Origin of the sequence: Acidovorax kalamii, from assembly GCF_002245625.1 — a bacterium.
Lineage (GTDB): Bacteria > Pseudomonadota > Gammaproteobacteria > Burkholderiales > Burkholderiaceae_C > Acidovorax > Acidovorax kalamii.
Genome location: NZ_NOIG01000011.1, coordinates 212,254 through 237,783, shown reverse-complemented (window position 1 = coordinate 237,783; position 25,530 = coordinate 212,254). Strand labels below are relative to the sequence as shown.

The following is a 25,530-nucleotide window of genomic DNA, read 5'->3' as shown; positions in this document are numbered from 1 at the left end:
CCACCACTGGGGAGACCGATGAAATACCTCCTGTGGCTGCTCAAGGCAGCCATTTTTTTTACGCTCTTCGCCTTCGCGCTGAACAACCAGCAGGACGCGACCGTGCACTTTTTCTTTGGCACCCAATGGCGCGCGCCGCTGGTGCTGGTGGTGCTGACGGCCTTCTCGGCCGGGCTCGCCGTGGGTGTGCTGGGCATGGTGCCCCGCTGGTGGCGCCACCGCACGGCCGCCCGCCGCGCCCAGGCTGCCGCCGCAGTCGCCGCGCCAGCAGCCCCGGCGCCCGCTGCGACAACCGCCAACAACAGCACACCAGCCGCGCCCCCGCCACCTCCCGACCTGCCCTCGATCCATGGAATTTGACCTGAGCTGGATTCTGCTGGGCCTGCCCGTGGCCTTTGTGCTGGGCTGGCTGGCATCGCGTTTTGACCTGCGCCAGCTGCGCGCCGAAAACCGCCGTGCACCCAAGGCCTACTTCAAGGGCCTGAACTTCCTGCTCAACGAGCAGCAGGACCAGGCCATCGACGCCTTCATCGAGGCCGTGCAGAACGACCCCGACACCTCCGAGCTGCACTTTGCCCTGGGCAACCTGTTCCGCCGCCGGGGCGAATACGACCGCGCCGTGCGTGTGCACGAGCACCTGCTCTCGCGAGGCGACCTCTCCCGCACCGACCGCGAGCGCGCCCAGCATGCGCTGGCGCTCGACTTCCTCAAGGCGGGCCTGCTCGACCGCGCCGAAGACGCCCTGCACCGCCTGGAAGGCACACCCTTCGAAGCCCAGGCCCGCCTGGCCCTGCTGGCCATCTACGAGCGCTCGCGCGACTGGCCGCACGCCGCCACCATTGCCCGCAAGATGCACGACGCCGACCAAGGCGATTTCAGCACCCGGCAGGCGCATTACCTGTGCGAACAGGCACTGGCCCTGATTGCGCAGGGCGACCTGCCCGCCGCCCAGGCGCTGCTGGAACAGGCTGTGGCCGCCGCGCCCGAGGCGGCGCGTGCACGCATCGAACTGGCGCGGCTGCAGCGCCTCATGGGTCAACCGACTGCGGTGCTGGCCACGCTCAAGACGCTGGGTGAGCGCAATCCCGCCGCCCTGCCACTCGCGGCCCCGCTGATGGTCGAAGCCGCCACGGCCAGCGGGCGCACCGCCGAGGTCCACGGCCTGCTGCAGGCCCACTACGAACAGGCCCCCTCGCTCGACGTGCTGGAGAGCATCGTGGCCATGGAAGCCGCCGACGCCGCCACCAGTGGCTCCGCCCGGCAGCGCTATGTGGAGCACTTGGACAAGGAGCGCTCGCTGGTGGCCGCCGCCAAGTGGCTGGCCACCGAGAAGCTGGAGCACGAGGAGTTCCACCCCCAGATCCAGCGCGCGCTGGAGCATGCCGTGAAACCCCTCACACGCTACCGCTGCGCGGCCTGCGGCTTCGAGGCCCGCCAGCATTTCTGGCAATGCCCCGGCTGCCAGACCTGGGACAGCTACCCCGCCCGCCGCGTCGAAGAACTCTGACTCCACCCATGCCAAGGACACCCACCATGCTGAAGACACTGCTGACCCTGATCGCCACGCTGCTGCTGGCCACCACCACAGCCTTCGCCGCTGTGGACGTGAACACCGCCACCGAAGCCGAACTCGACGGCATCAAGGGCATCGGGCCCGGCCTGTCGGGCCGCATCCTGGAAGAACGCAAGAGCGCCCCCTTCAAGGACTGGGCCGACTTCATTGGCCGCGTGGGTGGCGTGGGCAACAAAAGCGCCGTGAACTTCTCCAAGGAGGGCCTGACCGTCAACGGCAAGAAGTACAGCGCAGCCGCCGCCGCCAAGGCCGAAGCCAAGAGCAAACAAAAAGAGAAAGACAAATCCGCTAGCACAACGGCCGCAGACCGTAAGACCCGCGGCAGCGCAGACAAGAGCGCCGCTACACAGCCTGCAGCTCCAACCGCAACCCCGGCTGCAGCACCGGCCCCGGCGGCCAGCGCTAGCAAAAACTAAGCAGACTTCACAAGCAGCAGGCCCGCTCCAGCGGGCTTGTTTTTTTGCGCTCATCACAGGCACAGCGCCAAGGGCTGGGCAGGGTTTTTAGGGGCTGCCCCCAGGGCGTTTCCCCCTTCAATTCCCCCACGCGAAAGCCATCCAGGCCGTGCAGTGCTAGGCGCCCTGAGAGTCGTATAGCTTGGCTACACAAGCGAAGGGCAACGACGCAATGTGCGGCCTGGATGGCTTTCCCTTCGGGCTGGCTGCGCAATGCGGCGTCTGCTTTGTCGGGCGGCTTGCCAATAGCCAGGCTATTGGCCGCGCCCCCCTTCGCGCATCCATCCGCATTGCACCGCCAGCGCGTGGGGGAATTGAAGGGGGACACGCCCTAGAATCATTCGCGCATGCCCCTGATCACCCTCATCCTCCTCCCCTTCATCGGCAGCTTGCTGGCGGCAGTGTTGCCCGCCAATGCCCGCAACACCGAGTCCACACTCGCTGGGCTCATTGCCTTGTTCTGCACGGTGCAAGCGGCACTCTACTTCCCCGAGATTGCCGACGGTGGCGTGATCCGGCAGGAACTGGCCTGGCTGCCCGCACTGGGCCTGAACCTCGTCATCCGCATGGATGGCTTCGCGTGGATGTTCTGCATGCTGGTGCTGGGCGTGGGCAGCCTGGTGGTGCTGTATGCGCGTTACTACATGTCGCCCGCCGACCCGGTGCCGCGCTTCTTCTCGTTTTTTCTGGCCTTCATGGGCGCGATGGCGGGCGTGGTGCTCTCGGGCAACATCGTCCAGATCGCGTTCTTCTGGGAGCTGACCAGCCTGTTCTCGTTCTTGCTGATCGGCTACTGGCACCACCGCAAGGATGCGCGGCGCGGTGCACGCATGGCGCTCACGGTGACGGGCACAGGCGGGCTGGCCATGCTGGCGGGCATGCTGGTGCTGGGCCACATCGTGGGCAGCTATGACCTGGACCATGTGCTCGTGGCCGGGCAGCTCATCCAGAACCATCCGCTGTACCTCACGGCCCTGGTGCTGATCCTGCTGGGCGCGCTCACCAAAAGCGCGCAGTTCCCGTTCCACTTCTGGCTGCCCAACGCCATGGCCGCGCCCACGCCCGTGTCGGCTTACCTGCACTCGGCCACCATGGTGAAGGCCGGCGTGTTCCTAATGGCCCGGTTGTGGCCCGCGCTGTCGGGCACGGAAGAGTGGTTCTGGCTGGTGGGCGGTGCGGGCCTGGCCACACTGCTCGTGGGCGGCTATGCGGCCATGTTCCAGAACGACCTCAAGGGGCTGCTGGCCTACTCCACCATTTCGCACCTGGGCCTCATCACCCTGCTGCTGGGCCTCAACAGCCCGCTGGCGGCCGTGGCCGCCGTGTTCCACATCATGAACCACGCCACCTTCAAGGCCTCGCTGTTCATGGCCGTAGGCATCGTGGATCATGAAAGTGGTACGCGCGACATCCGGCGCCTGTCGGGCCTGCGCACCATGATGCCGATCACCGCCACCCTGGCCATGGTGGCCAGCGCCGCCATGGCAGGTGTGCCGCTGCTCAACGGCTTCCTGTCCAAGGAAATGTTTTTTGCCGAGACGGTGTACGTGAACACCACGCCGCTGCTTGAATGGCTGCTGCCCGTGGCCGCCACGCTGGCTGGCATGTTCAGCGTGGCGTATTCGCTGCGCTTCACGGTGGATGTGTTCTTTGGCCCACCCGCCACCGACCTGCCGCGCCCACCGCATGAGCCACCGCACTGGATGCGCGTTCCGGTCGAACTGCTGGTGCTGGCCTGCCTGGTGGTGGGCACGCTGCCCGCCTGGTCGGTGGGGGCCTACCTGGCCGCTGCCGCGCGGCCCGTGGTGGGCGGCGAGCTGCCCACCTACAGCCTGGCGGTGTGGCATGGCTTCAACACCCCGTTCGTGATGAGCCTGGTGGCGCTGGGCGGCGGCATAGCGCTGTATGCGCTGCTGCGCCGCCAACGGGCGCAGGGCAGGTTGGACGCGCCCCCGCTCATGCACCGCCTGAGCGGCCAGCGCATGTTCGAGCACCTGCTGGCGGCCCTCACACTGGCGGGCCGCAACGGCCGCCGCCTGCTGGGCACCGGCCGCCTGCAGTGGCAGATGCTATGGCTGGCCACAGCCGCTCTGGTGGCGGGTACGCTGCCCCTGTGGGCGCGTGGCCTGCCAATTGGCGACCGCGCACAACTGCCGCTGTCGCCCACGTTTGCGCTGTTGTGGCTGCTGGGCGCCGTGTGCGCTGTGGCGGCGGCCTGGCAGGCCAAGTACCACCGGCTGGCCGCCCTCACGCTGCTGGGCGGCGCGGGTTTGTGCGTGTGCCTGACCTTCCTCTGGTTCTCAGCCCCCGACCTCGCGCTTACGCAGATCGTGGTGGAAATCGTGACCACTATCCTCATCCTGCTGGGCCTGCGCTGGCTGCCCCGCCGCGACGAAAGCCTGCGCGTGCCCACCCTGGCCGAAGAGCGCCGGACCCAGCTGCGCCGCTACCGGGACCTGGCACTGGCGTTGAGCGCGGGCGCAGGCATGGCGCTGCTGTCGTTTGCGATGATGAGCCGCCCCTTCCCTGACAGCACCTCCACCTTCTTCCTGGAGCGCGCACTCACCGAAGGCGGCGGCACCAACGTGGTCAATGTGATGCTGGTGGACTTCCGGGGCTTCGACACCTTTGGCGAAATCGTGGTGCTCGGCATCGTGGCGCTCACGGTGTATGCGCTGCTGCGGCGCTTCCGCCCCGCGCGCGAGGTGATGGACCTGCCACCCCAGCAGCGCGCCCTGCCCGCCGATGTGGACACCGACCTGGCCAACCCGCGCCAGACCGCCGACACCGCCGTGGGCTACCTCATGGTACCCGCCGTGCTGGTGCGCTTGCTGCTGCCGTTTGCCACGCTCGTGTCCATGTACCTCTTCATGCGCGGCCACAACGAGCCCGGTGGCGGCTTTGTGGCGGGGCTGGTGTTCTCGGTGGCGCTGCTGCTGCAGTACATCGTCTCGGGCACGTCCTGGGTCGAGGCCCACCTGCCCCTCTATCCACGCCGCTGGATCGGCGTAGGCTTGCTGGCCGCACTGGCCACCGGCCTGGGCGCCTGGGCCTGGGGCTACCCGTTCCTCACCAGCCACACGGCCCACCTGCACCTGCCCCTCGTGGGCGAGGTGCATGTGGCCAGCGCGCTGTTCTTCGACATCGGCGTGTTCACCCTGGTGGTGGGCTCGACCATGCTCATCCTCACCGGCATTGCCCACCAGTCGGTGCGCAGCCACCGCTACAACAATGCGCGCGCCGACGACGAGGCGGCAGAACAGGCTGCTGCCGCCACGGTGCCCACCACCCGGGGAGAAACTGCATGGAACTGATACTGGCCTTGGCCATTGGCGTGCTCACCGGCTCGGGTGTGTGGCTGCTGCTGCGACCCCGCACCTTCCAGGTCATCATGGGCCTGTCGCTGCTGTCGTACGCCGTCAACCTCTTCATCTTCAGCATGGGCCGCCTGGGCCTGGCGATTGACAAGGAGCCCGTGCTGCAGCCCGGCCTGCCGCAGGACCTGGCCCACTATGCCGACCCCATGCCCCAGGCGCTCACGCTCACTGCCATCGTGATCGGCTTTGCCATGACGGCCCTGTTCCTGGTGGTGCTGCTGGCCTCACGCGGCATGGCGGGCACCGACCATGTGGATGGCAGCCGCGCCAAAGACGCCCAGGAAATGCCTTGATGAAGAACACCCCCCTGAGGCGCTGCGCGCCTTCCCCCCGCTCTCGCAGTGCTGCGCACTGCGGGCAGGGGGACGCAGCCCTCGCTGCGGGGCGGCCCTTGCTAGGCTGCCCTGGTCTGGCGCGTGCCAGTTTCGTGCGCAGCGCCTTGGACAAATGACATGACATTCACAGGATTTCTACTTGAGCGGTTGATGCCGCACCTGATCCTCGCCCCCATCGCGCTGCCCCTGCTCACTGCCGGGCTCATGCTGCTGCTGCGCGAAGAACGCCAGCGCACCAAGGTCACGCTCAACATCACCTCGACCTTGCTGGGCCTGGTGGTGGCTGTGCTGCTGCTGGTGCAGGCCAAGGACCCCAACCTGCCCGGCAGCCTGGGCGTGTACCTGCCGGGAAACTGGCCCGCGCCGTTTGGCATCGTGCTCACCATCGACCGGCTCTCGGCCATGATGCTGGTGCTGTGCAGCACCGTGGCGCTGGCCACCGTGCTGTTCTCGGCGGCGCGCTGGCACCGCGCGGGCGTGCACTTTCACCCGCTGTTCCAGTTCCAGCTCATGGGGCTCGCGGGTGCCTTCCTCACGGCCGACCTGTTCAACCTGTTTGTGTTCTTCGAGATCATGCTGGCGGCGTCTTACGGGCTGCTGCTGCATGGCTCGGGGCGCCCTCGCGTGTCTGCCGGGCTGCACTACATCGCCATCAACCTCGCGGCCTCGTCGCTGTTCCTGATCGGGGTGTCGATGCTGTATGGCATCACCGGCACGCTCAACATGGCCGACCTGGCGCAGAGCATTGCGGGCATTGCGCCCGCAGACCGGGGCCTGCTGCATGCGGCGGCGGCCATCCTGGCGGTGGCGTTTCTCATCAAGGCCGCCGTGTGGCCGCTCAACTTCTGGCTGGTGCCCGCCTACAGCGCAGCCACGGCGCCCGTGGGCGCGCTGTTTGCGCTGATGACCAAGGTGGGCGTGTACAGCGTGCTGCGGCTGTGGACGCTGCTGTTCGGCGCCGAGGCCGGAGACTCGGCCCAGTTTGGCAGCCAGTGGCTGATTGGCGGCGGCCTGCTCACCATGGCGTTTGGCGCCATCGGCATGCTGGGTTCGCAGCGCCTGGGGCACATCGCGGGCTTTGCGGCCATCCTGTCGTCGGGCACGCTGCTGGCCGCCGTGGGCTTCGGCCAGAACCTGCTCACGGGCGGGCTGCTGTACTACCTGCTCAGCTCCACGCTGGCGGTAAGTGCCCTCTTCCTGCTCACCGACCTGATCGACCGCTGGCGCAACGACGGCTCCAACCTCGCCCCCTATGAGCAGACCGACGACGCGCCGTTCCTGTCGGCCGATCTGATGCCCACCGAAGGCATGAACCTCGACGACAAGGAGGAGGCGCTGATCGGCCAGGTGATTCCGGCCGCTGCCGCCTTCCTGGGCCTGGCCTTCATCGCCTGCACGCTGATCATTGCAGGCCTGCCACCGCTGCCGGGGTTTGTGGGCAAGTTCGCCATGGTGCATGCGCTGCTCAACCCGCTGGGGCTGGGCGCATCCAGCGGGTTCCAGCTGGGTGCTGCGGGCTGGACGCTGGTGGCCCTGCTGGTGGCCTCGGGCCTGCTGGCGCTGGTGGCCCTGACCCGCGCAGGCATCCGCCACTTCTGGGCCGCGCACGACCGCTCGGCCCCCAAGCTGCTGGTGCTGGAGGGCTTGCCCATTGCCCTGCTGCTGAGCGCCTGCGCGGCGCTGGCCTGGCAGGCCGGGGCCGTGATGCGCTACACCCAGGCCACGGCCGACGCGCTGCACGCGCCCGCCGGGTATGTGCGCGCCGTGATGACGGCCGACCCCGTGCCCAATCCGCCCACCAAGCCTGCCGCCGCACCGGGGGGCAGCCTGCCATGAAGCCAGAGTCCTCCAACACCCCTGCATCGCCCCGGCCCTTCAAGCGGCTGGTGCCCGCGCCCCTGCTGTCGCTGGCGCTGCTGGGCCTGTGGCTGCTGCTCAACCGCAGCCTGAGTGCCGGGCATTTCGTGCTGGGCAGCGTGCTCGCGCTGGCGATTCCGCTGCTCACGGCCGGGCTACGCCCGCTGCCGGTGCGCGTGCGCAAACCCGGCGCCGTGCTGCGCCTGGCCTTCACGGTGGTGGCCGACACCACCCGCTCCAACCTGGCCGTGGCCCGCCTGCTGCTGGCGCCCGGCCGCAGGCGCCACCCTGCAGGGTTTGTGCACATCCCGCTCGATGTGCGCGACCCCAACGCGCTGGCCGTGCTGGCCATGATCGTCTGCATCACCCCCGGCACCGCCTGGGCCGAGCTGTCGCTGGACCGCAGCATGCTGCTGTTGCACGTGCTGGAGCTGGACGACCCCACCACCGTGATCGCCGACGTGAAGCAGCGCTACGAGGCCCCCTTGATGGAGATTTTTGAATGACCCCGATACTGGATTGGGCCCTCCCCATCGCCCTGTTCATGCTGGCACTGGCCATGGGCTGCGCGCTGGTGCGCCTGCTCAAGGGCCCCTCGGCACAAGACCGCGTGCTGGCGCTCGACTGCATGTACCTGAGCGGCATGCTCGTGATGCTGGTGCTGGGCCTGCTGTATGGCAGCAAGAACTACTTCGAGGCCGCGCTGCTGCTGGCGCTGTTCAGCTTTGTGGGCAGCATGGCCATGGCCAAGTTTCTGCTGCGTGGCGAGGTGATCGAATGACCGACGCCGCTACCACTGCCGTCGCCGTGCTGCCGCTCTGGCTTGAAATCATCGTGGCCCTGCTGGTGCTGGCGGGCGCCGGGCTGGCCCTGCTGGGCTCCACCGGCTTGCTGCGCCTGCCCACGTTTTTTGAACGGGTACACGCCCCCGCCATCATCGCTACGCTGGGCTGCTGGCTGATCATGCATGGCACGGTGCTGTACTTCTCGGTGGCCGACCGCAGCCTGGCGCTGCATGCACTGCTGATCGCCGTGTTCGTGGCGATCACGGTGCCCATCATGTCGATCTTCTTGATGCGCGCGGCGCTGTTCCGCGCGCGGCAGATGGGGCTGGATGTGCCTCCCAGCCTGAGCCAGCCCAAGGCATCTGCAGCGCCTGCAGATGCCAAAGACTCCTGATTTGATAGCTGCTTGCGCTTGATGGACGCGCGCAAGCAGCCATTTTTATCACTATTTTTGGTCTGCGAATCCGAAGCCGCCGCCGCCCGGCGTGTGGATTTCAAACACGTCGCCCGGTTGCATCTCGGCCTGGCCGATGTGGTCCAGCAGTTCCACGCGACCATCGCTGCGCACCACCTTGTTGATGCCCACGGCCCCCGGCTGGCCGCCCGCCATGCCAAACGCGCCATGGTGGCGGCCGTTCGACAGGATGCTGGCCGTCATCGGTTCCAGAAAGCGCACCCGGCGGATGCCGCCGTCGCCACCCTTCCACTGGCCCGCACCGCCCGATCCCTTGCGGATCTCGTAGCCCTCCAGCCGCACCGGAAAGCGGAACTCCAGCACCTCGGGGTCCGTCAGGCGCGAGTTGGTCATGTGGCACTGCACGACACTGGTGCCGCCAAACCCACCCGCCAGCTGCCCATTCGCATCCCACACCCCACCCGCGCCGCTGCCGCCCGAGATGGTCTCGTAGTACTGGTAGCGCGTGCTGCCAAAGGTGAAGTTGTTCATGGTGCACTGCCCTGCCGCCATCAGGCCCAGCGCGCCATACAACGCGTTGGTGATGCAGGTAGAAGTCTCCACATTGCCCGCCACCACCGAGGCTGGCGGATTGGGGTTGAGCATGCTGCCCGGCGGGATGATCACGTTGAGCGGCTTGAGGCACCCAGCATTCAGCGGAATATCGTCGTCCACCAGCGTGCGGAACACATACAGCACCGCCGCCATGCACACCGCCGTGGGCGCGTTGAAGTTGTTCGTCTGCTGTGGGCTGGTGCCGGTGAAGTCGATGGTGGCGCTGCGGCTCTTGGCATCCACCTTCACGGCCACACTGATCTGCGCGCCGTTGTCCAGCGGCAGCGTGTACTGGCCGTCCTTCAGGCGCGTGATCACACGGCGCACGGATTCCTCGGCGTTGTCCTGCACATGGCGCATATAGGCCTGCACCACGTCCAGCCCAAACTCGCCCACCATGCGGCGCAGCTCCTGCTGGCCCTTCTCGTTCGCCGCGATCTGCGCGCGCAAGTCCGCCATGTTCTGCTGCGGGTTGCGGCTGGGGTATTCGCCGCTTTCGAGCAGCGCAACCATCTCCGCCTCGCGCAGCACGCCGCGCTCCACCAGCTTCACGTTGTTGATCTGCACGCCCTCTTCCTCGATGCGCGTGGAGAACGGCGGCATGGAGCCCGGCGTGGTGCCACCCACATCGGCGTGGTGGCCGCGGCTGCCCACGTAAAAAGTGGGCGTGGCCTCGTCAGCGATGTAGACCGGGGTGATGACCGTGATGTCGGGCAGGTGGGTGCCGCCGTGGTACGGGTCGTTGAGCACGAACACGTCGCCGGGCTGCATCTTGCCCGCGTTCTCGCGGATCACCGTCTTGATGCTCTCGCCCATGGAGCCCAGGTGCACGGGCATGTGCGGCGCGTTGGCAATCAGGTTGCCCGCCGTGTCGAACAGCGCGCAGCTGAAATCGAGCCGCTCCTTGATGTTCACCGAGTACGCCGTGTTCTGCAGTTGCAGGCCCATCTGCTCGGCGATGTTCATGAACAGGTTGTTGAACACTTCCAGCAGCACCGGGTCCACCGTGGTGCCCACGGCGTGTTGCACAGCGCGCGCCACACGGCGGTTGAGCAGCAGGTGGTCCAGGTCTGTCAACGCGGCCTCCCAGCCAGGCTCGACGATGGTGGTGGCGTTCTTCTCGGCAATGATGGCCGGGCCGGGGATCACATCGCCGGGGCGCAAATCCTCGCGCACCACCAGGGCGGCGTCGTGCCACGCGGGCACGCCGTCCACACCGCCGGTGTACATGCGCACGGTGCTGCGGCGCGGCACCTCGCGCGCGGGTTGCAGCGCGTGGCGCGGCTCCACGGGCGCGTCGCCGGGCACCACCGCCTCGACCGACACGGCTTCCACCACCAGACCCTTGCCCTGCATGAGGAACGCAAAACGCTGGCGGTAGGCGTTCTCGAACGCGGCGGTGATTTCGGCCAGCGAGCCAAACGGCACGATGAGTGCCGAGTCGCTGCCCTCGTAGCGCACATGCACACGGCGGTGCACCACCGCAGTGCCCGCGCCCACCTGCTGGCGCTCCAGCTCGGTGCGTGCGGTGGTAGCGAGTTGGTCCAGCGTGGCTTCGATGCCAGCGAGCGCGTTTGGCACGAGCCTGGTTTCCACCGCCTGTTCGCGGATCACGTTCTGGTCGGCGAGGCCCATGCCGTAAGCACTGAGCACGCCCGCCAGCGGGTGCACAAAGACGCGCGTCATGCCCAAAGCATCGGCCACCAGACACGCATGCTGGCCGCCCGCGCCGCCAAAACACTGCAGGGTGTAGCGCGTCACGTCATACCCGCGCGCAACACTGATCTTCTTGATCGCATTGGCCATCTGCTGCACGGCGATCTGGATGAAGCCATGGGCCACGTCTTCTTGCGAGCGGCCGCTTTGCACCGCCAGCTGCGCAAACTTCTGCGCCACCACATCGCGGTCAAGCGCCTCGTTGGCCGCATGGCCAAACACCTTGGGGAAATGCGCGGGCTGGATCTTGCCCACCATCACGTTCGCATCGGTCACGGCCAGCGGGCCGCCCCTGCGGTAGCTGGCGGGGCCAGGGTTGGCACCCGCGCTTTCGGGGCCGACGCGAAAACGTGCGCCGTCAAAACCGAGGATGGAGCCGCCACCGGCCGCCACGGTGTGGATGCTCATCATGGGTGCGCGCATGCGCACGCCCGCCACCTGGGTCTCGAACTCGCGCTCGAACTCGCCTGCGTAGTGGCTCACGTCGGTACTGGTGCCGCCCATGTCAAAGCCGATGACCTTGTCGTGGCCTGCCAAACCGGCGGTGCGCGCCATGCCGACAATGCCACCTGCAGGGCCACTCAGGATCGCGTCCTTGCCCTGGAACACCTGCGCATCCGTCAGGCCGCCCGACGACTGCATGAAGAACAGCTTGACGCCCGGCATTTCGCTCGCCACCTGGTCCACATAGCGGCGCAGGATGGGCGACAGGTACGCATCCACCACGGTGGTGTCGCCCCGGCTCACCAGCTTCATCATGGGGCTGGTGTCGTGCGATGCGCTGACCTGCGTGAAGCCCGCTTCGCGCGCAATGCGGGCGGCGGCTTCTTCGTGTGTGGTGTAGCGATAACCGTGCATGAACACGATGGCCGCGCTGCGCAGGCCTGCGTCGTAGGCCGCCCACAGGCGTTCCTTGAGGTGGGCTTCGTCCAGCGGCTCGATCACCTCGCCGTGTGCGCCCATGCGCTCCTGGGCCTCGATCACGCGCTCGTACAGCAACTCGGGCAGCACGATGTGGCGGTCAAACAGACGCGGGCGGTTCTGGTAGGCGATGCGCAGCGCGTCTTTAAAACCCTTGGTGGTGATGAGCAAAGTGGGCTCACCCTTGCGCTCAAGCAGCGCGTTGGTGGCCACGGTGGTGCCCATCTTCACGCACTCCACCAGCGCAGGGGTCACCGGTTCACCGGGCTTCAGGCCCAGCAGGTGGCGAATGCCGGCCACGGCCGCGTCCTTGTACTGCTCGGGGTTCTCGGACAGCAGCTTGTGCGTGACCAAGGTGCCGTCCGGGCGCTTTCCCACTACGTCGGTGAAGGTGCCGCCCCGGTCGATCCAGAACTGCCAGCGGGACAAAGGAGAAACTTGTTGGGACATGATGATGCTATCTAATCAATAGCTGCCAGCGCATTCACTACCTGCGCTACAGCTGCATTTCATTCAAAAAACCAGAAACCAGGGGCAGGTTGTCACAGCGACGCTGCGGAGCGCGCTGCCTGGTCATACATGCCCGAGAGCACACGCAGCAAACGGGCCAGTTCGCCGATGTCGCGGTTGAGCGCGTCATCGGCATTCAAGGCATCGATGAGGCAGCTCTCGCGGATCTCGCGGTAGCGCTGCACATAGGCGCGGCCGGTGTCGGTGGCGGCGTAGGTGACTTCCTTGCCGTTCTTCTGCGAGGCGACCACGCCCAGGGTCTGCAGCTTTTTGAGCGAGTAGTTCACCAGGTGCGTGTCTTCCACGTTCATGATGAAGCAGATGTCGGCCAAGCGCTTGTCGCGCGCGCGGTGTGTGACATGGTGCAGCACCACCACGTCGAGCGGCGTCAGGTCCTTGAGCCCCGCCGCCGCCATGCAGTGCACCACCCAGCGGTGGAACGCATTGCCCGCCACGATGAGACCGAACTCGAACTCGCTCATCTCCGCGCTCTGCGCCGACACCAGGTGCGCAGACGACACGATCGGACCGGAATCGCCCTTGTCCTTGGCCCCAGTTTTCATGAACACCGCCTTTGCAATAGTCGAATCTGGCACGGGATATGCATGGGGCATTGTAGGCAAGTCACCAATAATTTGTTGGCAATTTGTCAGCGTTTAGGCAAAACACCTATGTCGCCACGGGCTGTTTTCTATACAGTCGCCGACAGTCCCTTCACCCCACGTCCCTTACTTGCGGAGCACCCCATGAAGCGTCGAATCTTCCCCGCCACTGCCCTCGGCCTGGCCCTGGCCTGCGGTTTCACCGCCACGTCGGTCATGGCCCAGGCCAAGTGGGACCTGGCTGCGGCCTACCCCGTGAGCAACTTCCACACGGAAAACCTGGTGCAGTTCGCCAAGGACGTGGATGCAGCCACCGCAGGCAAGCTCAAGATCACCGTACACGCCAACGCCTCGCTGTTCAAGGCCAACGAAATCAAGCGCGCCGTGCAAGGCGGGCAAGCCCCCGCTGGCGAAATCCTGCTGGGCAATTTCGAGAACGAAAACCCGCTGTACGGCGTGGATGGCATCCCCTTCCTGGCCACCTCGTATGCGGATTCCAAGCGCCTGTACGACGCGCAGAAGTCCTCGCTGGACAAGCTGCTCGGCACCCAGGGCATGAAGCTGTTGTATGCCGTGGCCTGGCCACCACAGGGCATCTACGCCAAGAAGGAACTGACCTCGGTGGCCGACCTGCGCGGCATCAAATGGCGCGCCTACAGCCCCGCCACGGCCAAGATCGCCGAGCTGATCGGCGCGCAGCCGGTGACCATCCAGGCGGCCGAACTGTCGCAAGCGCTGGCCACGGGCGTGGTCGAGGCCACCATGACCTCGGGTTCCACCGGCTACGACAGCAAGATCTACGAAAGCATCAAGCTCTTTCACGACACCCAGGCCTGGCTGCCGAAGAACGCGGTCATCGTGAACAAGAAGGCCTTCGATGCGCTGGACAAGCCCAGCCAGGACGCCTTGCTCAAGGCATCGGCCGAGGCAGAAGAGCGCGGCTGGAAGGTCAGCGCCGAGAAGACCGAGTGGTACAAAAAAGCACTGACCGAAAAAGGCATGAAGATCGTCACCCCTGCGCCCAAGCTCATGTCTGACATGCGCCAGGTGGGCGAGATCATGCTGGCCGACTGGCTCAAGAAGGCCGGGCCGGAAGGTGAGGCCATTGTTGCCGCCTACCGCAAGAGCGCCCCTGCCGCTGCACCGGCCAAGAAGTGATGCTGCGCCGCTGGCTCGACCGCATCTACCTGGCTGCAGGCGCTCTGGGCGCGGGCTTCATCGTGCTGATCTGCGTGCTCATGGTGGCACAAAGCATCATGCGCGAACTGGGCCTGCGCACGGGGGCCATCAACGACATCGTGGCCTGGTTCTGCGCGGCGGCCGCCTTCATGGCCATGGCCCACGCCTTCAAACACGGCGACTTCGTGCGCGTGACGCTGATCCTGGAAAAGCTCCCGCCGCGCCGCTGCCGCCAGCTTGAAACCGTTGCGCTGAGCATTGGTGCGGTGGCCGTGGGTTACCTCATGTGGGCCGCGTGCAGCTACACCTACGAGAGCTGGGAGTTCAACGACATCTCGCAAGGGCTGCTGCCCATGCCTTTGTGGATTCCGCAGCTGAGCTTTGCACTCGGCTCCATCCTGCTGTGGGTGGCCGTGGTCGATGAACTCATCATCGTGTTGCGCGGCGGCGTGCCCACCTTTGTGCGTGCCGTCGAAGAGCGCCACGCCAAGGGCGACTTCTCTTCCGACATCTGACCCGTCACTCCCAATAACAACAGGTGACCTGCCCCGTTGCGGGGACAGGGGCCACAAGAAAGCACGACATGGATATTCTGATGGTGGGCGGCGTCCTACTCCTGCTGATGCTGGTGCTGCTGTCCGGTGGCGTATGGATCGCCATGACGCTGGCCATCTGCGGCTGGGTGGGCCAGGCCTTTTTCACCTCCACGCAGCCGGCCAAAAACCTGTTCTCGGCCTTCTGGGAGAGCAATGCCAGTTGGGAGCTGGCGGCACTGCCGCTGTTCATCTGGATGGGCGAGATCCTGTTTCGCACCAAACTGTCGGAAGAGATGTTCGAGGGCCTGCGCCCCTGGCTCAACCGCGTGCCGGGGCGGCTGATGCACACCACCATCCTGGGTTGCGGCATCTTCGGGTCCGTCTCGGGCTCGTCGGCCGCGACCTGCGCCACCATCAGCAAGGTGGCGCTGCCCGAACTCAAGAGGCGCGGCTACGACGAGCGGCTGGCGCTGGGCTCGCTGGCCACGGCCGGTACGCTGGGCATCCTGATCCCGCCTTCCATCACCATGGTGGTGTACGCGGTGGCGGCCGATGCCTCCATCATCCGCATCTTCCTGGCCGGGTTCCTGCCAGGCATTTTGCTGATGCTGCTGTTCTCGGGCTACATCGGCTGGTGGAGCCTGCGCAACCCCGACAAGGTGCCCGCGGCCGACCCGCCATCGACCCTGCGCGAGAAGATCCGCAAGTCGGGCAACCTGATCCCCGTGGGCGTGCTCATCGTATTCATCGTGGCGGTGCTGGTCACCGGCTATGCCACGGCCACCGAGTGTGCGGCGTTCGGCGTGCTGGGCTCGCTGGGCCTGGCGCTGTGGAGCCGCTCGCTGACCTGGCAGAACTTCAAGGACGGGCTGATGGGCACCACGCGCACCAGCTGCATGATCATGTTCATCCTGGCCGGCGCCGCCTTTTTGACCAAGACCATGGCCTTCACCGGCATCCCGCGCGAGCTGGCCGAGTGGGTGAACAGCATGCACCTGTCGCCCTTCGCGCTGATCAGCGTGCTGGTGGTGGTGTACCTGGTGCTGGGCACCGCGCTCGATGGCATCAGCATGATCGTGCTCACCAGCGCGGTGGTGCTCCCCATGATCCAGCAGGCTGGCTTCGACCTGATCTGGTTCGGCATCTTCGTGATCCTGCTGGTCGAGATCGCCGAGGTCACGCCGCCCGTGGGCTTCAACCTCTTTGTGCTGCAGAACATGACGGGCAAGGACAGCAACACCATTGCGCGGGCGGCCATCCCGTTCTTCGCGTGCCTGGTGATCTGCATTGCGCTCATCACCCTCTTTCCGCAGATCGTGACCATCCTGCCCGACCTCGTCATGGGCGTGGAGAAGTAGCACAGTTCACCAAGCTGCGCGCGGTACGATCCCTCCCTCATGTTCGCAGCATTCGCCATCGCCCTCGGAGCCAGCATTGGTGCATTGGCCCGGTGGCGTCTGGGCCTGTGGCTGAACACCGGGGGGTCCGCGCTGCTATGGGGCACCCTGGCGGCCAACCTCATCGGCGGCTACCTGGTGGGGGTCTGTGTGGCCATCTTCCAGGCCCTCCCCCAGCTGGACCCTGCCTGGCGCCTGGCACTGGTGACCGGGTTTCTTGGGGGGCTCACCACCTTCTCCAGCTTCTCGGCAGAAGTGGTGGGCATGCTCCAGCAGCAGCGTTATCTGCTGGCAGCGGGCACCACGGGCCTTCACCTCTTCGGCTCGCTCGCGCTGACGGTGTGCGGCATACAGACCGCTACCTTTTTGCTCGCAGGCCGTAGCTGATAATCTGGCAGACAGGCTCTAGAACAGGTTCTTAGCCTCCTCGCCCAACCCACCGATCACTGCAACAGCGGGCATCCGTCCCGCCCATCCGCCATGGAAGCCAACACCCAACTCAACGAACGCCGCCTGGCCGATGCCTGGGCCGAGCTGCACAACCACGCCACCAACGGCAACCCGCTGCAGGCCGACGCCTACCGCATGGCCTTTGCCGACCCCGAATTCCTGTTCCGCCGCGAAACGCGGGGCATCCGTTTTCAGCTGGAGATGCTCAAGCCTGACCTGGGGCAGACCGAACAAGGTATCGAGAACACCATCGTCGTGTTTGGCAGCGCCCGCTTCATGGCCCCCGAAGACGCCGCCCAGGCCCTGACAGCCGCCGAAGCCACGGGGGACGCCACGCAGATTGCACGCGCCAAGCTCGCGGTGCGCAATGCCCGCCACTACGACCTGGCCCGACAGTTTGCCCAGCTGGTGGCCGCGTACAGCGAACGCCAGCGTCCCGCAGACCGGCTGTACATCTGCACGGGCGGCGGCCCCGGCATCATGGAAGCCGCCAACCGGGGCGCCCACGAGGTCGGCGCACCCAACGTGGGCCTGAACATCGCCCTGCCCCACGAACAAAGCGGCAACCGCTACATCACCCCTTCGCTGAGCTTCAAGTTCCACTACTTTGCGCTGCGCAAGATGCATTTCATGATGCGTGCCAAGGCGCTGGTGGCGTTCCCCGGCGGTTTTGGCACGCTGGATGAGCTGTTCGAGGTGCTGACCCTGGTGCAAACCGGCAAGGCCAAGCCCGTGCCCATCGTGCTGTGTGGCACGGACTACTGGAAGCGCCTGATCAACTTCGACGTGCTGGTGGAAGAAGGCACGATCTCGGCGCAGGACCTGAAACTCTTCCACTACACCGACGACCCGCAGGAAGCCTGGGATCTGATCCGGGCTTTCTACCAGCTCTGAGCCACGGGGCTGTGCGGGCGCCGTGCCCCACGGCAGCTACCGGATCACCGGCGGCGGTGGGGGCGGAGGCAGTATGAAAATCGGCAGCACCGGGACGAACACAAACGGCGGCCGCACCGTGGGCGGTGGTGGCGTCGTGGTGGCCGGGGGTGGTGCCGTGGTCGTCGGGGGCGGCGGCGTGGGCCGTGTGGGCGGCGGTGGCGTGCTCGGTGCCGGGGGCTGGTAATCGTCCGTGGGCGGTGGGGGTGGCGCCACGGGCACCGGCGGTGGCGGCGCCGTGATAGGCGGTGGCGGCGCCACGGGAACCGGCGCCGGCGTGGGCGCCGGGACGATGTACACAAACGCGCGGCGCCCCTGCACGTCCAGCTGCTCGCCCATCAGCATGGGGGTGGGCAACTCGGGCACCGGCAGCAAGGCCCGGGTGTGGGTGTACACCGGCAGCTCCAGGTCAGACAGCACCAGCACCGCCTCCCCAGCCGTCACGCCCACACAACCGGCCTGGGTACAGACCTCGATCTCGTCCTGCTCGCCCGACACCAACACCTTGCCATTGGCATCAATGGCCAGCATGAAGGCCGAGCCCCGGATGCCCACCACAGCAGTGGGCGTGATGACCTTGTAGCTCGAAGGATTGCGCTTGCCGATGAGCCCGGTGAGCGCGCGCATGCCGCCGCGCAGCAAGTTGACCACAAAATGGTCTTCGCCCGTGCCCGCACCGTCGGCATAACGGGTCACGGTGAATTGCGAGTCCGGGTACAGGGCCACCAGGCCGCCGTCCGAAAAGCGGATCTGCGCACGCCCCTCGGTGCCGGTCAGCACCACGTCGCCCCCGTCCAGCTCGGCCCCCTTGGCCAGACGCGAGAGGCTGTCGCCCCGGCGCAGCTGCACATCGCCCGCCGTGAACTGCACCAGCCCGGCAGCCGCCAGGCCGGTGAGTGGCCAGGCCGCCACCATGCCCATCAGCAGCGCCAGCCGGGCGCGTTTTTGGTCGGATGTCATAAGCACCTCCAGGGCGGGTTTGCAGCAAAACCCCAGGTCAGCGGCCTCATTCAGAACTCCCGGCGCAGCAGGATGGAAAACACCCGCCGCTCATAGTCGGTGATGGGCAGCGTGGAGGCGTTGCGCGTGATTTGCCACTGCGGCGTCACGCGCCAGCCGGGCGCCGGGGTCCAGTTCAGGCCCAGGGCCACCTGGGCCTGGCGGTCGGTGCGGGTCACAGCAAAAAACGGGTCTTGCCCGCCATACCGCCGGTGCTCCCAGTCGGCGCTGGCAAATACCGTCCACTGCGGTGCCAGCGGCCACTGCCCCCCCAGGCGCACGCCCCACAGGCGGTGGCCGAGCGGGTCGGCGTCGTTGGCCTTGGGCTGCTCGCGCCCGCCATACACGCCCGCATAGGCCGATGTGCCGTTGCGAAACAGGTGCGAATACGAGGTGCCCAGCACACTGCGCCGCACATTGCGCAGCTCCTGCGTGGGGTAGCGCACCTCCAGCACTTGCAAAAAACTGCCCCATTGCCGGAAGCCGTCGATGCGGTAGATCCACTCGCCCAGCACACCGCCCATGGTGCGCAGCCGCGAACCGTCGAGGGCGTAGTACGAACCCTGGCCCGAGACAATCACCTCGTGCCGCTCGGCCCGGAATGCCATGCCCAAGGCACCATCCAGGGCCGTGTGGTCAAACCGGTCGGCCTGGCCCCCGTAGTGGCGCGTGGCCGCGAGCGCCGTGCCCACCACCGACCAGCGCGAATTGATCACCGCGCGCCCCCGCAGCCCGGCCTGCGCCACCACATAGTTGCCCGAGGTGGCCTGTGCCTCGGGCAGCAAGGCCCAGGGCGGTGTGCCCGGCACGGGGGACTGCAGCTCGCCCACCACGGGCGCGGCATTGGCATTGGAGTCATGGCCCACGCCCAGCTCCACATAACCCTTGATCGAGGAGTGGCCGCCATATTCGGGGCGGTCGTACGAATACAGGAACTGGTCCAGGGTGTGCCCCGCGTCCACGGGGATCAGCAAGGCCTGCACCTGAGGCGGCAGCGCCAGCACCCCGCGCCGGTCGCCCACGGCCTGCAGCGACTGGCCCAGCGCCACCTGAGCGGCCTGGTTGCCGGGGTCGGCCGCCAGCACGCGTTCGCGCGCCATGATGGCGCGGGTGTACTGGCCTGCGGCATGGGCGGCCTCGCCCATGGCGGCGTCAAACACCGGGTCGCCGGCACGCCGGGCCTCGTGGGCATCCAGCAGTTGAAAGGCCTGCAACGCCTGCCCCTGGCGTACCAGGGCGGTGGCCTGCTGAACCACCTCGTCGGCCAGTGCCACAGACGGCAGGGCCACGCCCAGCGCCGCAGCCAGGCACCATGGCAACGTGCGCCGTGACCAGAATCGAAGGTACATGACAGCCCCCTCCTCTCGGAACCCGCTGACGGGTAAAGGCAATTTACACCTGTTTACGCTTTTTGGGACTCCTTGGGAACCCTGTTTGCAATGCGCCACGCCAGCCGCGAGCCCCCCAGGCCTGCCGCACCCACGGCCCAGAACAGGCCGCTCACGCCAATCACTGCCCCGGCCGAGCCAAACATCAACGGCATCAGCACGCTGGACGCGTTGATTGCCATCAGCCGCAGGCCCAGCGCCTCGCCCTGGCGGTGCGAGGGCGTGATCTGGTGCAGCAGGCTCATCACCATGGGCTGCCCCGTGCCCAGCGCCAGGCCCAGCAGCACGGAGCACAGACCCATGGCCCAGGCGCTGTGCAGCAGCGGGTACACCGCAAACAACACGGCCGTGACCAGCATCGCCACCGCCATGACAACCTGCTCGCGCAGGCGATTGGCCACGAAGGGCATCACCACGCGGATCACGGTGGCCGCAATGGCAAACGCACCAAAGATGGTGCCGATCACGGCGGCCGACAGACCGCGCTCGTGCCCCAGCAGCGGCACGGCGAAGGCGTGGACGTCCCAGCACGAGGAAATCAGCCAGTTGACGATGAGCAGGCGGCGAAATGGGGCATCGCCCAGCAGGTCCCAGGCTCGCTGTGGCGCCCTGCCCGACTCGCCTCCCGCAGCAGCCGCAGGAGCGGGCATGTCTGGCAAACCCCGCACACAGAGCCAGCTGAGCAAAGGCAGCACGGCCAGCAACGCAAACGCCGCGCGGTAACCCTCCAGGCTGCCCGGTGAGCTGCCCGCCACGTCAATGGCCAGGCCTGCCGCAAACGGGCCGATGAAGTTGGACACCGCCGGACCGATGGACAGCCAGCTGAACACCTGCTTGAGTTCAGTGGCGTCATGCACCGCCCGGCCCGCATGGCGCTGCACCGCAATCGTGGCAGCACCCGCAGCGGCGCCTGTCATCAGCGCCGCCACACACAGCACCGGGAAGGTGGGAAACACCACGGCCAGCCCCGCGCCCACACAGGCCACCGCCACCGAATAGCCGACCGGGCGCTTGAGTCCATGCCGGTCGGCGTAGCGGCCTGCAGGCAGGGCCAGGAACACCTGCGTGAGCGCAAACAGCGCCACCAACAGACCCACGGCCGCCGCGCTGTAGCCCTCGCGCAGCGCCAGCAGTGGCGCGGCCAGGCGCATGCCGGCCATGCTGCCGTGCACGCAGATCTGGCCGCCGATCAACCGGGCCAGCGTCGCGTTCACAGCAGGTCGTCCTCGGGGTCCAGGCCCGGCAAGGCGGCCGTGCGTGCGCCGGCCAGCGGGGCGCGGGCGGCGTCGGGCGCAGGCAAATCCTGCACGTCACGCAGCTTGCGCTGGATGGCACGGGTGCGCACGCCCACCTCGTCAAACTTCTTGGCGGCAGCGTCGATGGATTTTTTGGTGGCCTCGACCACATCGCCAAACTTGGCGAATTCGGTCTTGACCATGCCCAGAAGGCTCCACACCTCGGACGAGCGTTTTTCGATCGCCAGGGTCTTGAAGCCCATCTGCAGGCTGTTGAGCATCGCGGCCAGATTGGCCGGGCCGGTGATCATCACGCGGCATTCGTTCTGCACGGCTTCGACCAGGCCGGGGCGGCGCATCACCTCGGCAAACAGCCCCTCGGTGGGCAGGTAAAGCACAGCAAAGTCGGTGGTGTGCGGGGGCGAGACGTACTTGGCAAAGATCTTCTTCGCTTCGAGCTTGATCGAGGTCTCGAAGGCATTGCCCGCCGACAGAATGGCGGCCTTGTCGGCCGCGTCCTGCGCGTCCAGCAGTCGCTGGTACTGCTCCACGGGGTACTTGGAGTCGATGGGCAGCCACACCGGATGCTCGTCGCTCTTGCCCGGCAGGCGGATCGCGAATTCGACCAGCTCATCGCTGCCCGGCACGGTCTTGACGTTGCGCGCGAACTGGTCGGGCGTGAGCACGTTGTCGATGATGGCGCCGAGCTGCATTTCGCCCCAGGTGCCGCGCGACTTCACGTTGGTCATCACGCGCTTGAGGTCGCCCACGCTGCCCGCCAGGGTCTGCATCTCGCCCAGGCCCTTGTGCACCTGCTCCAGCCGGTCGCTGACGAGCTTGAAGGATTCGCCCAGCCGCTGCTCCAGCGTAGCGTGGAGTTTTTCGTCCACCGTGCGGCGCATTTCTTCGAGCTTGGTGGCGTTGTCTGCCTGGATGGCGGCCAGGCGTTCGTTGAGCGCATTGCGCAGTTGCTCGGCGTTGTGCTGGCTGCCCTGCACCATGCCCGTGAGCTGCTGCGAGACCGCGTCCTGCAGCACCGAGAACTGGTTTCGGATCTGGTTTCCGTTGGCTTCAAGCTGGTCCTTGAGCGCGGTGGACACAGCGCCCATCTGCGTCTGGATGTCGGTCTTGAGCGAGTCGAGCGTGCCCCGCGTAGCGGCCGACAGGGCCTCGAAGCGCTCCTGGATGCGCTGCTCGAACAGCTGCGTGCTTTCGGCCAGCGCCTCGCGCGAGCGCTGGCTGTCGGACGCGAGCGATTGCGCGGTCTGTGTGAGTTCGGCGCGGAAGGCGGCCAGTGCGTCCGACAGCTCCTTGCGCGCCAGGGCGGCCTCGGCCTGGCCCTGGGCCAGGCGCTGCTCCAGCTTGGCCTCAAACGCGCCAAACGCGGCCAGCAACTCGGCGCGGCCGGTGCGGGATTCGCCCACGGCCTGGGCCAGCCGCTCGTCCACCGCGCCGCGCAGGGCCTCCAGCTGGTGCTGCGTGGCCTGGGTGAAGCCCGAGAGCTGCTGCGCCATCGCCTCCATGGCGCCGTCGTTGCGGGCCACGGCCAGCTGGGTCGCCTGGGTCGTGGCCTCCAGCGACTGCAGGCGCGCAAGCCACTCGGCAGGCAGCTCCACACGCGGGCGGCGCAGCAGCAGCACGGCCACCAGCAGCACCACAACGGCCCATGCGGCCAGCAAGACAAGCGTATCGGTAGTCAAGGTATTTACTATAATTTTGATAGCTACTACCGCTTATCTATCGCGCGGTAACGGCCCATTTTGTTCGAAATCCTAGCCGCGCAGACCCGCCACAGGCTGGTTCACCGGCGTGAGCGGGCCCCGCCCACCGAGGAAGGCGATCAGGTTGTCGGCCGCCAGGTTGGCCATGGCGCGGCGCGTTGGCACGGTGGCGCTGGCGATGTGCGGCGTGAGCACCACGTTGGGCACGGTGAGCAGGTCGGGATGCACACTGGGCTCGCCCTCGAACACATCCAGGCCCGCCGCCGCAATGCGGCCTTCTCGCAGCGCCACCGCCAGCGCGGCGTCATCCACAATGCCGCCGCGCGCAATGTTGACGAGCGTGGCCGTGGGCTTCATCAGCGCCAGTTCGGCCGCGCCGATGGTGTGGTGCGATGCGGGGGTGTAGGGCACCACCAGCACCACATGGTCTGCGGTGCGCAGCAGCTCGTCCTTACCGACGTAGGTGGCCTTGCATTCGGCCTCCAGCGCGGGCGAGAGGCGCGAGCGGTTGTGATAGACCACTTTCATGCCAAAACCATGCGCGCCGCGCTTGGCAATGCCCTGCCCGATGCGCCCCATGCCGATGATGCCCAGCGTGCTGCCGTGGATGTCGCTGCCCGCGAACATGTCGTAGCTCCACTTGGTCCATTGGCCGGCGCGCAGGTAATGCTCGCTCTCGGTCATGCGGCGAGCCGTGGCCATCAGCAATGCAAACCCGAAGTCGGCCGTGGTCTCAGTCAGCACATCGGGCGTGTTGGTGCCCTGCACGCCAGCCGCCGTCATGGCGTCCACGTCAAAGTTGTTGTAGCCCACGGCCATGTTGGCGCATATCTTGAGGCGCGGCGCCGCCGCCAGCAGCGCGGCGTCGATGCGCTGGCTGCCGGTGGTCAGCACGCCGTCCTTGTCGGCCAGGCGCGCGGCCAGCTCCTGCGGGGTCCAGATCACGTCGTCGGGGTTGGCCTCCACGTCGAAATGCTCGCGCAGGCGGTCCACGATGTCGGGGAAGATCGCGCGCGCGACCAGGATGCGGGGTTTGCTCATACTCAATCTCCCGGTCACCGGAACCAAATGAAGGTCATCACGATGAACAGCGGCACCAGAATGCCCCCCGACCACAGCATGTAGCCGAAGAAGCTGGGCATCTTTACGCCCCGATCCTCCGCAATGGCCTTGACCATGAGGTTGGGTGCGTTGCCGATGTAGGTGTTGGCGCCCATGAACACAGCACCCGCCGAGATGGCGGCCAGCGTGGGCGCCAGGGTGGTCATCAGCACGGCAGGGTCGCCACCGGCGGTGTTGAAGAACACGAGGTAGGTCGGCGCATTGTCGAGGAAGGAGCTGAGCGCGCCCGTGGCCCAGAAGTACATGGCCGGGTCGGGCGAGCCGTCGGGCCGCGTGACGGCTGCCACGATGGCGCCGAACGGGCCGTTGACACCCGCCTTGAGCATGGCGATGACGGGGATGATGGTGAGGAAGATGCCCGCAAACAGCTTGGCCACTTCCTGCATGGGGCCCCAGCCAAACTGGTTGTCCTCGTGCACCTTCTTGGGCGTGAGCCAGAGCGAGACCAGGGTCACGATGATGAGGCCCACATCGCGCACGATGCCGGGCAGGCCGACTTCGGTGCCCGCGATGTTGAACACCACGGACGACTTCCAGAAGCCGCTGAGCAGCACCAGCCCTACCACCGCGCCCAGCAGCGCAAAGTTGACCTTGCCGTCGAAGCCGATGGAGCGGCTGTCGGGCGTGGGGTCGGCCTTGAGCACCTCTTCGCGGCGGCGGTAGTACCAGCTGTCGAGCACGAAGAAGATGGCCAGCAGCGCGCCGATGAGGAACAGGGTTTCCTGGAAGATGTGGCTCACCGTCCAGAAAAAGTCCACGCCCTTGAGGAAGCCCAGGAACAGCGGCGGATCGCCCAGCGGCGTGAGCGAGCCCCCGGCGTTGGACACGATGAAGATGAAGAACACCACCACATGCGCCACATGCTTGCGGTTGTCGTTGGCGCGGATCAGCGGACGGATCAGCAGCATAGACGCGCCGGTGGTGCCCATGAAGCTGGCCAGCACCGCACCAATGGCCAGGATGGCGGTGTTGAGCCCCGGGCTGCCATGCAGGTTGCCGCGTATGAAGATGCCGCCCGCCACGGTGAACAGCGCCGTCAGCAGAATCACGAACGGGATGTATTCGGCCAGCAGCGCGTGCACCAGACTCACACCCGCCACGCCCGGCCCGAAGGTGATGGCAAAGGGCACCAGAAACGCGAGCCCCCAGGCCGCCGCAACCTTGCCGAAATGGTGGTGCCAGAAGATGGGCGCGAGCAGCGGCATGAGCGCAATCGACAGCAGGATGCCTGCAAACGGCACGCCCCAGAGAACCGACAGCGTGCTGCCATCAATGTCTGCGGCCAGGGCCCAGCCGGGCAGTGCCGCCAAAAGACTGGCCACTGCCAGCCCGCGCGTGAGTTTCATCGGTTGTGTCTCCATCGAGTTATAAAAAAATTCTGGGGCGCCTCGGGGCGCCGGTCACCGCGCGTGGTGCGCCAGCCCTCGGGG

Annotated in this window: 22 protein-coding genes; 14 read left to right on the top strand and 8 right to left on the bottom strand. The window is 66.8% G+C overall.

Annotated features, from left to right (window positions below):
• Positions 1-18: 18 nt before the first annotated feature.
• From CBY09_RS17920 to mnhG, 9 genes are all read left to right on the top strand, one after another.
• Complete coding sequence (locus CBY09_RS17920; protein ID WP_094290934.1) at positions 19-360, top strand: LapA family protein; 342 nt, start codon at positions 19-21, stop codon at positions 358-360.
• Complete coding sequence (gene lapB / locus CBY09_RS17915) at positions 350-1,507, top strand: lipopolysaccharide assembly protein LapB (RefSeq protein WP_094290933.1); 1,158 nt, start codon at positions 350-352, stop codon at positions 1,505-1,507. Before CBY09_RS17920 ends, lapB begins: the two co-directional genes overlap by 11 nt.
• A gap of 26 nt (positions 1,508-1,533) precedes the next feature.
• The gene (locus tag CBY09_RS17910) at positions 1,534-1,989 is read left to right on the top strand and encodes a ComEA family DNA-binding protein (RefSeq protein ID WP_094290932.1); all 456 of its coding nucleotides are present in this window, start codon (positions 1,534-1,536) and stop codon (positions 1,987-1,989) included.
• Positions 1,990-2,375: 386 nt separating this feature from the next.
• Positions 2,376-5,342 carry a monovalent cation/H+ antiporter subunit A gene (locus CBY09_RS17905; protein WP_094290931.1) on the top strand — a complete coding sequence of 989 codons (2,967 nt, stop codon included), beginning with the start codon at positions 2,376-2,378 and terminating at the stop codon, positions 5,340-5,342.
• Positions 5,333-5,698, top strand: coding sequence for a Na+/H+ antiporter subunit C (locus tag CBY09_RS17900; protein WP_094290930.1), 366 nt, complete (start codon positions 5,333-5,335; stop codon positions 5,696-5,698). The genes CBY09_RS17905 and CBY09_RS17900 overlap by 10 nt, the downstream gene beginning before the upstream one ends.
• Before the next feature lie 192 nt (positions 5,699-5,890).
• Positions 5,891-7,576 (top strand): monovalent cation/H+ antiporter subunit D, encoded by a 1,686-nt coding sequence (locus CBY09_RS17895; RefSeq protein WP_205734166.1) that lies wholly within the window; start codon positions 5,891-5,893, stop codon positions 7,574-7,576.
• Positions 7,573-8,103 carry a Na+/H+ antiporter subunit E gene (locus CBY09_RS17890; RefSeq protein WP_094290928.1) on the top strand — a complete coding sequence of 177 codons (531 nt, stop codon included), beginning with the start codon at positions 7,573-7,575 and terminating at the stop codon, positions 8,101-8,103. Before CBY09_RS17895 ends, CBY09_RS17890 begins: the two co-directional genes overlap by 4 nt.
• Positions 8,100-8,378, top strand: coding sequence for a K+/H+ antiporter subunit F (locus tag CBY09_RS17885; protein WP_094290927.1), 279 nt, complete (start codon positions 8,100-8,102; stop codon positions 8,376-8,378). The genes CBY09_RS17890 and CBY09_RS17885 overlap by 4 nt, the downstream gene beginning before the upstream one ends.
• Positions 8,375-8,776 (top strand): monovalent cation/H(+) antiporter subunit G, encoded by a 402-nt coding sequence (gene mnhG / locus CBY09_RS17880; protein ID WP_094290926.1) that lies wholly within the window; start codon positions 8,375-8,377, stop codon positions 8,774-8,776. Before CBY09_RS17885 ends, mnhG begins: the two co-directional genes overlap by 4 nt.
• 51 nt (positions 8,777-8,827) lie before the next feature.
• Here mnhG and CBY09_RS17875 read toward each other — a convergent pair whose 3' ends face one another.
• Both CBY09_RS17875 and CBY09_RS17870 read right to left on the bottom strand, forming a co-directional pair.
• Positions 8,828-12,478, bottom strand: a complete 3,651-nt coding sequence (locus tag CBY09_RS17875; RefSeq protein WP_094290925.1) for a hydantoinase B/oxoprolinase family protein — start codon at positions 12,476-12,478, stop codon at positions 8,828-8,830.
• A gap of 92 nt (positions 12,479-12,570) precedes the next feature.
• Positions 12,571-13,101 carry a winged helix DNA-binding protein gene (locus CBY09_RS17870; RefSeq protein ID WP_094290924.1) on the bottom strand — a complete coding sequence of 177 codons (531 nt, stop codon included), beginning with the start codon at positions 13,099-13,101 and terminating at the stop codon, positions 12,571-12,573.
• A 183-nt stretch (positions 13,102-13,284) separates the two neighbouring features.
• Between CBY09_RS17870 and CBY09_RS17865 the strand changes: the two genes are divergently transcribed.
• The 5 genes from CBY09_RS17865 (at position 13,285) to CBY09_RS17845 (ending at position 17,596) form a co-directional block, all read left to right on the top strand.
• Positions 13,285-14,298: a TRAP transporter substrate-binding protein gene (locus CBY09_RS17865; protein ID WP_094290923.1), complete on the top strand. Its 1,014-nt coding sequence runs from the start codon at positions 13,285-13,287 to the stop codon at positions 14,296-14,298.
• A complete protein-coding gene (locus CBY09_RS17860) occupies positions 14,298-14,834 on the top strand; it encodes a TRAP transporter small permease (RefSeq protein ID WP_094290922.1) in 537 nt (178 codons plus the stop codon). Before CBY09_RS17865 ends, CBY09_RS17860 begins: the two co-directional genes overlap by 1 nt.
• Before the next feature lie 68 nt (positions 14,835-14,902).
• Positions 14,903-16,213, top strand: coding sequence for a TRAP transporter large permease (locus CBY09_RS17855; protein WP_205734165.1), 1,311 nt, complete (start codon positions 14,903-14,905; stop codon positions 16,211-16,213).
• 39 nt (positions 16,214-16,252) lie between these two features.
• Entirely contained in the window at positions 16,253-16,639 is a 387-nt protein-coding gene (crcB, locus tag CBY09_RS17850) for a fluoride efflux transporter CrcB (RefSeq protein ID WP_094290921.1), read from the top strand.
• 93 nt (positions 16,640-16,732) lie between these two features.
• Complete coding sequence (locus tag CBY09_RS17845) at positions 16,733-17,596, top strand: LOG family protein (RefSeq protein WP_094290920.1); 864 nt, start codon at positions 16,733-16,735, stop codon at positions 17,594-17,596.
• Between the two features lie 36 nt (positions 17,597-17,632).
• On the opposite strand, the gene CBY09_RS17840 is transcribed toward CBY09_RS17845, so the two are convergent.
• The 6 genes from CBY09_RS17840 to CBY09_RS17815 form a co-directional block, all read right to left on the bottom strand.
• Complete coding sequence (locus CBY09_RS17840; protein ID WP_094290919.1) at positions 17,633-18,595, bottom strand: FecR family protein; 963 nt, start codon at positions 18,593-18,595, stop codon at positions 17,633-17,635.
• 50 nt (positions 18,596-18,645) lie between these two features.
• Positions 18,646-19,983, bottom strand: a complete 1,338-nt coding sequence (locus CBY09_RS17835) for a porin family protein (RefSeq protein ID WP_094290918.1) — start codon at positions 19,981-19,983, stop codon at positions 18,646-18,648.
• A gap of 53 nt (positions 19,984-20,036) precedes the next feature.
• A complete protein-coding gene (locus CBY09_RS17830) occupies positions 20,037-21,236 on the bottom strand; it encodes an MFS transporter (protein ID WP_094290917.1) in 1,200 nt (399 codons plus the stop codon).
• Positions 21,233-22,957, bottom strand: coding sequence for a DNA recombination protein RmuC (locus tag CBY09_RS17825; RefSeq protein WP_094290916.1), 1,725 nt, complete (start codon positions 22,955-22,957; stop codon positions 21,233-21,235). Before CBY09_RS17825 ends, CBY09_RS17830 begins: the two co-directional genes overlap by 4 nt.
• 72 nt (positions 22,958-23,029) lie before the next feature.
• Complete coding sequence (locus CBY09_RS17820; RefSeq protein ID WP_094290915.1) at positions 23,030-24,019, bottom strand: 2-hydroxyacid dehydrogenase; 990 nt, start codon at positions 24,017-24,019, stop codon at positions 23,030-23,032.
• Positions 24,020-24,033: 14 nt separating this feature from the next.
• Positions 24,034-25,446 (bottom strand): sodium:proton antiporter, encoded by a 1,413-nt coding sequence (locus CBY09_RS17815; RefSeq protein WP_094290914.1) that lies wholly within the window; start codon positions 25,444-25,446, stop codon positions 24,034-24,036.
• Positions 25,447-25,530: the final 84 nt, after the last annotated feature.

Excerpts from the sequence above, each read along its gene's own strand:
- CBY09_RS17920 (WP_094290934.1), top strand. The coding sequence starts at position 19 with ATGAAATACCTCCTGTGGCTGCTCAAGGCAGCCATTTTTTTTACGCTC.
- lapB (WP_094290933.1), top strand. The coding sequence starts at position 350 with ATGGAATTTGACCTGAGCTGGATTCTGCTGGGCCTGCCCGTGGCCTTT.
- CBY09_RS17910 (WP_094290932.1), top strand. The coding sequence starts at position 1,534 with ATGCTGAAGACACTGCTGACCCTGATCGCCACGCTGCTGCTGGCCACC.
- CBY09_RS17905 (WP_094290931.1), top strand. The coding sequence starts at position 2,376 with ATGCCCCTGATCACCCTCATCCTCCTCCCCTTCATCGGCAGCTTGCTG.
- CBY09_RS17900 (WP_094290930.1), top strand. The coding sequence starts at position 5,333 with ATGGAACTGATACTGGCCTTGGCCATTGGCGTGCTCACCGGCTCGGGT.
- CBY09_RS17895 (WP_205734166.1), top strand. The coding sequence starts at position 5,891 with ATGCCGCACCTGATCCTCGCCCCCATCGCGCTGCCCCTGCTCACTGCC.
- CBY09_RS17890 (WP_094290928.1), top strand. The coding sequence starts at position 7,573 with ATGAAGCCAGAGTCCTCCAACACCCCTGCATCGCCCCGGCCCTTCAAG.
- CBY09_RS17885 (WP_094290927.1), top strand. The coding sequence starts at position 8,100 with ATGACCCCGATACTGGATTGGGCCCTCCCCATCGCCCTGTTCATGCTG.
- mnhG (WP_094290926.1), top strand. The coding sequence starts at position 8,375 with ATGACCGACGCCGCTACCACTGCCGTCGCCGTGCTGCCGCTCTGGCTT.
- CBY09_RS17875 (WP_094290925.1), bottom strand. The coding sequence starts at position 12,478 with ATGTCCCAACAAGTTTCTCCTTTGTCCCGCTGGCAGTTCTGGATCGAC.
- CBY09_RS17870 (WP_094290924.1), bottom strand. The coding sequence starts at position 13,101 with ATGAAAACTGGGGCCAAGGACAAGGGCGATTCCGGTCCGATCGTGTCG.
- CBY09_RS17865 (WP_094290923.1), top strand. The coding sequence starts at position 13,285 with ATGAAGCGTCGAATCTTCCCCGCCACTGCCCTCGGCCTGGCCCTGGCC.
- CBY09_RS17860 (WP_094290922.1), top strand. The coding sequence starts at position 14,298 with ATGCTGCGCCGCTGGCTCGACCGCATCTACCTGGCTGCAGGCGCTCTG.
- CBY09_RS17855 (WP_205734165.1), top strand. The coding sequence starts at position 14,903 with ATGGATATTCTGATGGTGGGCGGCGTCCTACTCCTGCTGATGCTGGTG.
- crcB (WP_094290921.1), top strand. The coding sequence starts at position 16,253 with ATGTTCGCAGCATTCGCCATCGCCCTCGGAGCCAGCATTGGTGCATTG.
- CBY09_RS17845 (WP_094290920.1), top strand. The coding sequence starts at position 16,733 with ATGGAAGCCAACACCCAACTCAACGAACGCCGCCTGGCCGATGCCTGG.
- CBY09_RS17840 (WP_094290919.1), bottom strand. The coding sequence starts at position 18,595 with ATGACATCCGACCAAAAACGCGCCCGGCTGGCGCTGCTGATGGGCATG.
- CBY09_RS17835 (WP_094290918.1), bottom strand. The coding sequence starts at position 19,983 with ATGTACCTTCGATTCTGGTCACGGCGCACGTTGCCATGGTGCCTGGCT.
- CBY09_RS17820 (WP_094290915.1), bottom strand. The coding sequence starts at position 24,019 with ATGAGCAAACCCCGCATCCTGGTCGCGCGCGCGATCTTCCCCGACATC.
- CBY09_RS17815 (WP_094290914.1), bottom strand. The coding sequence starts at position 25,446 with ATGAAACTCACGCGCGGGCTGGCAGTGGCCAGTCTTTTGGCGGCACTG.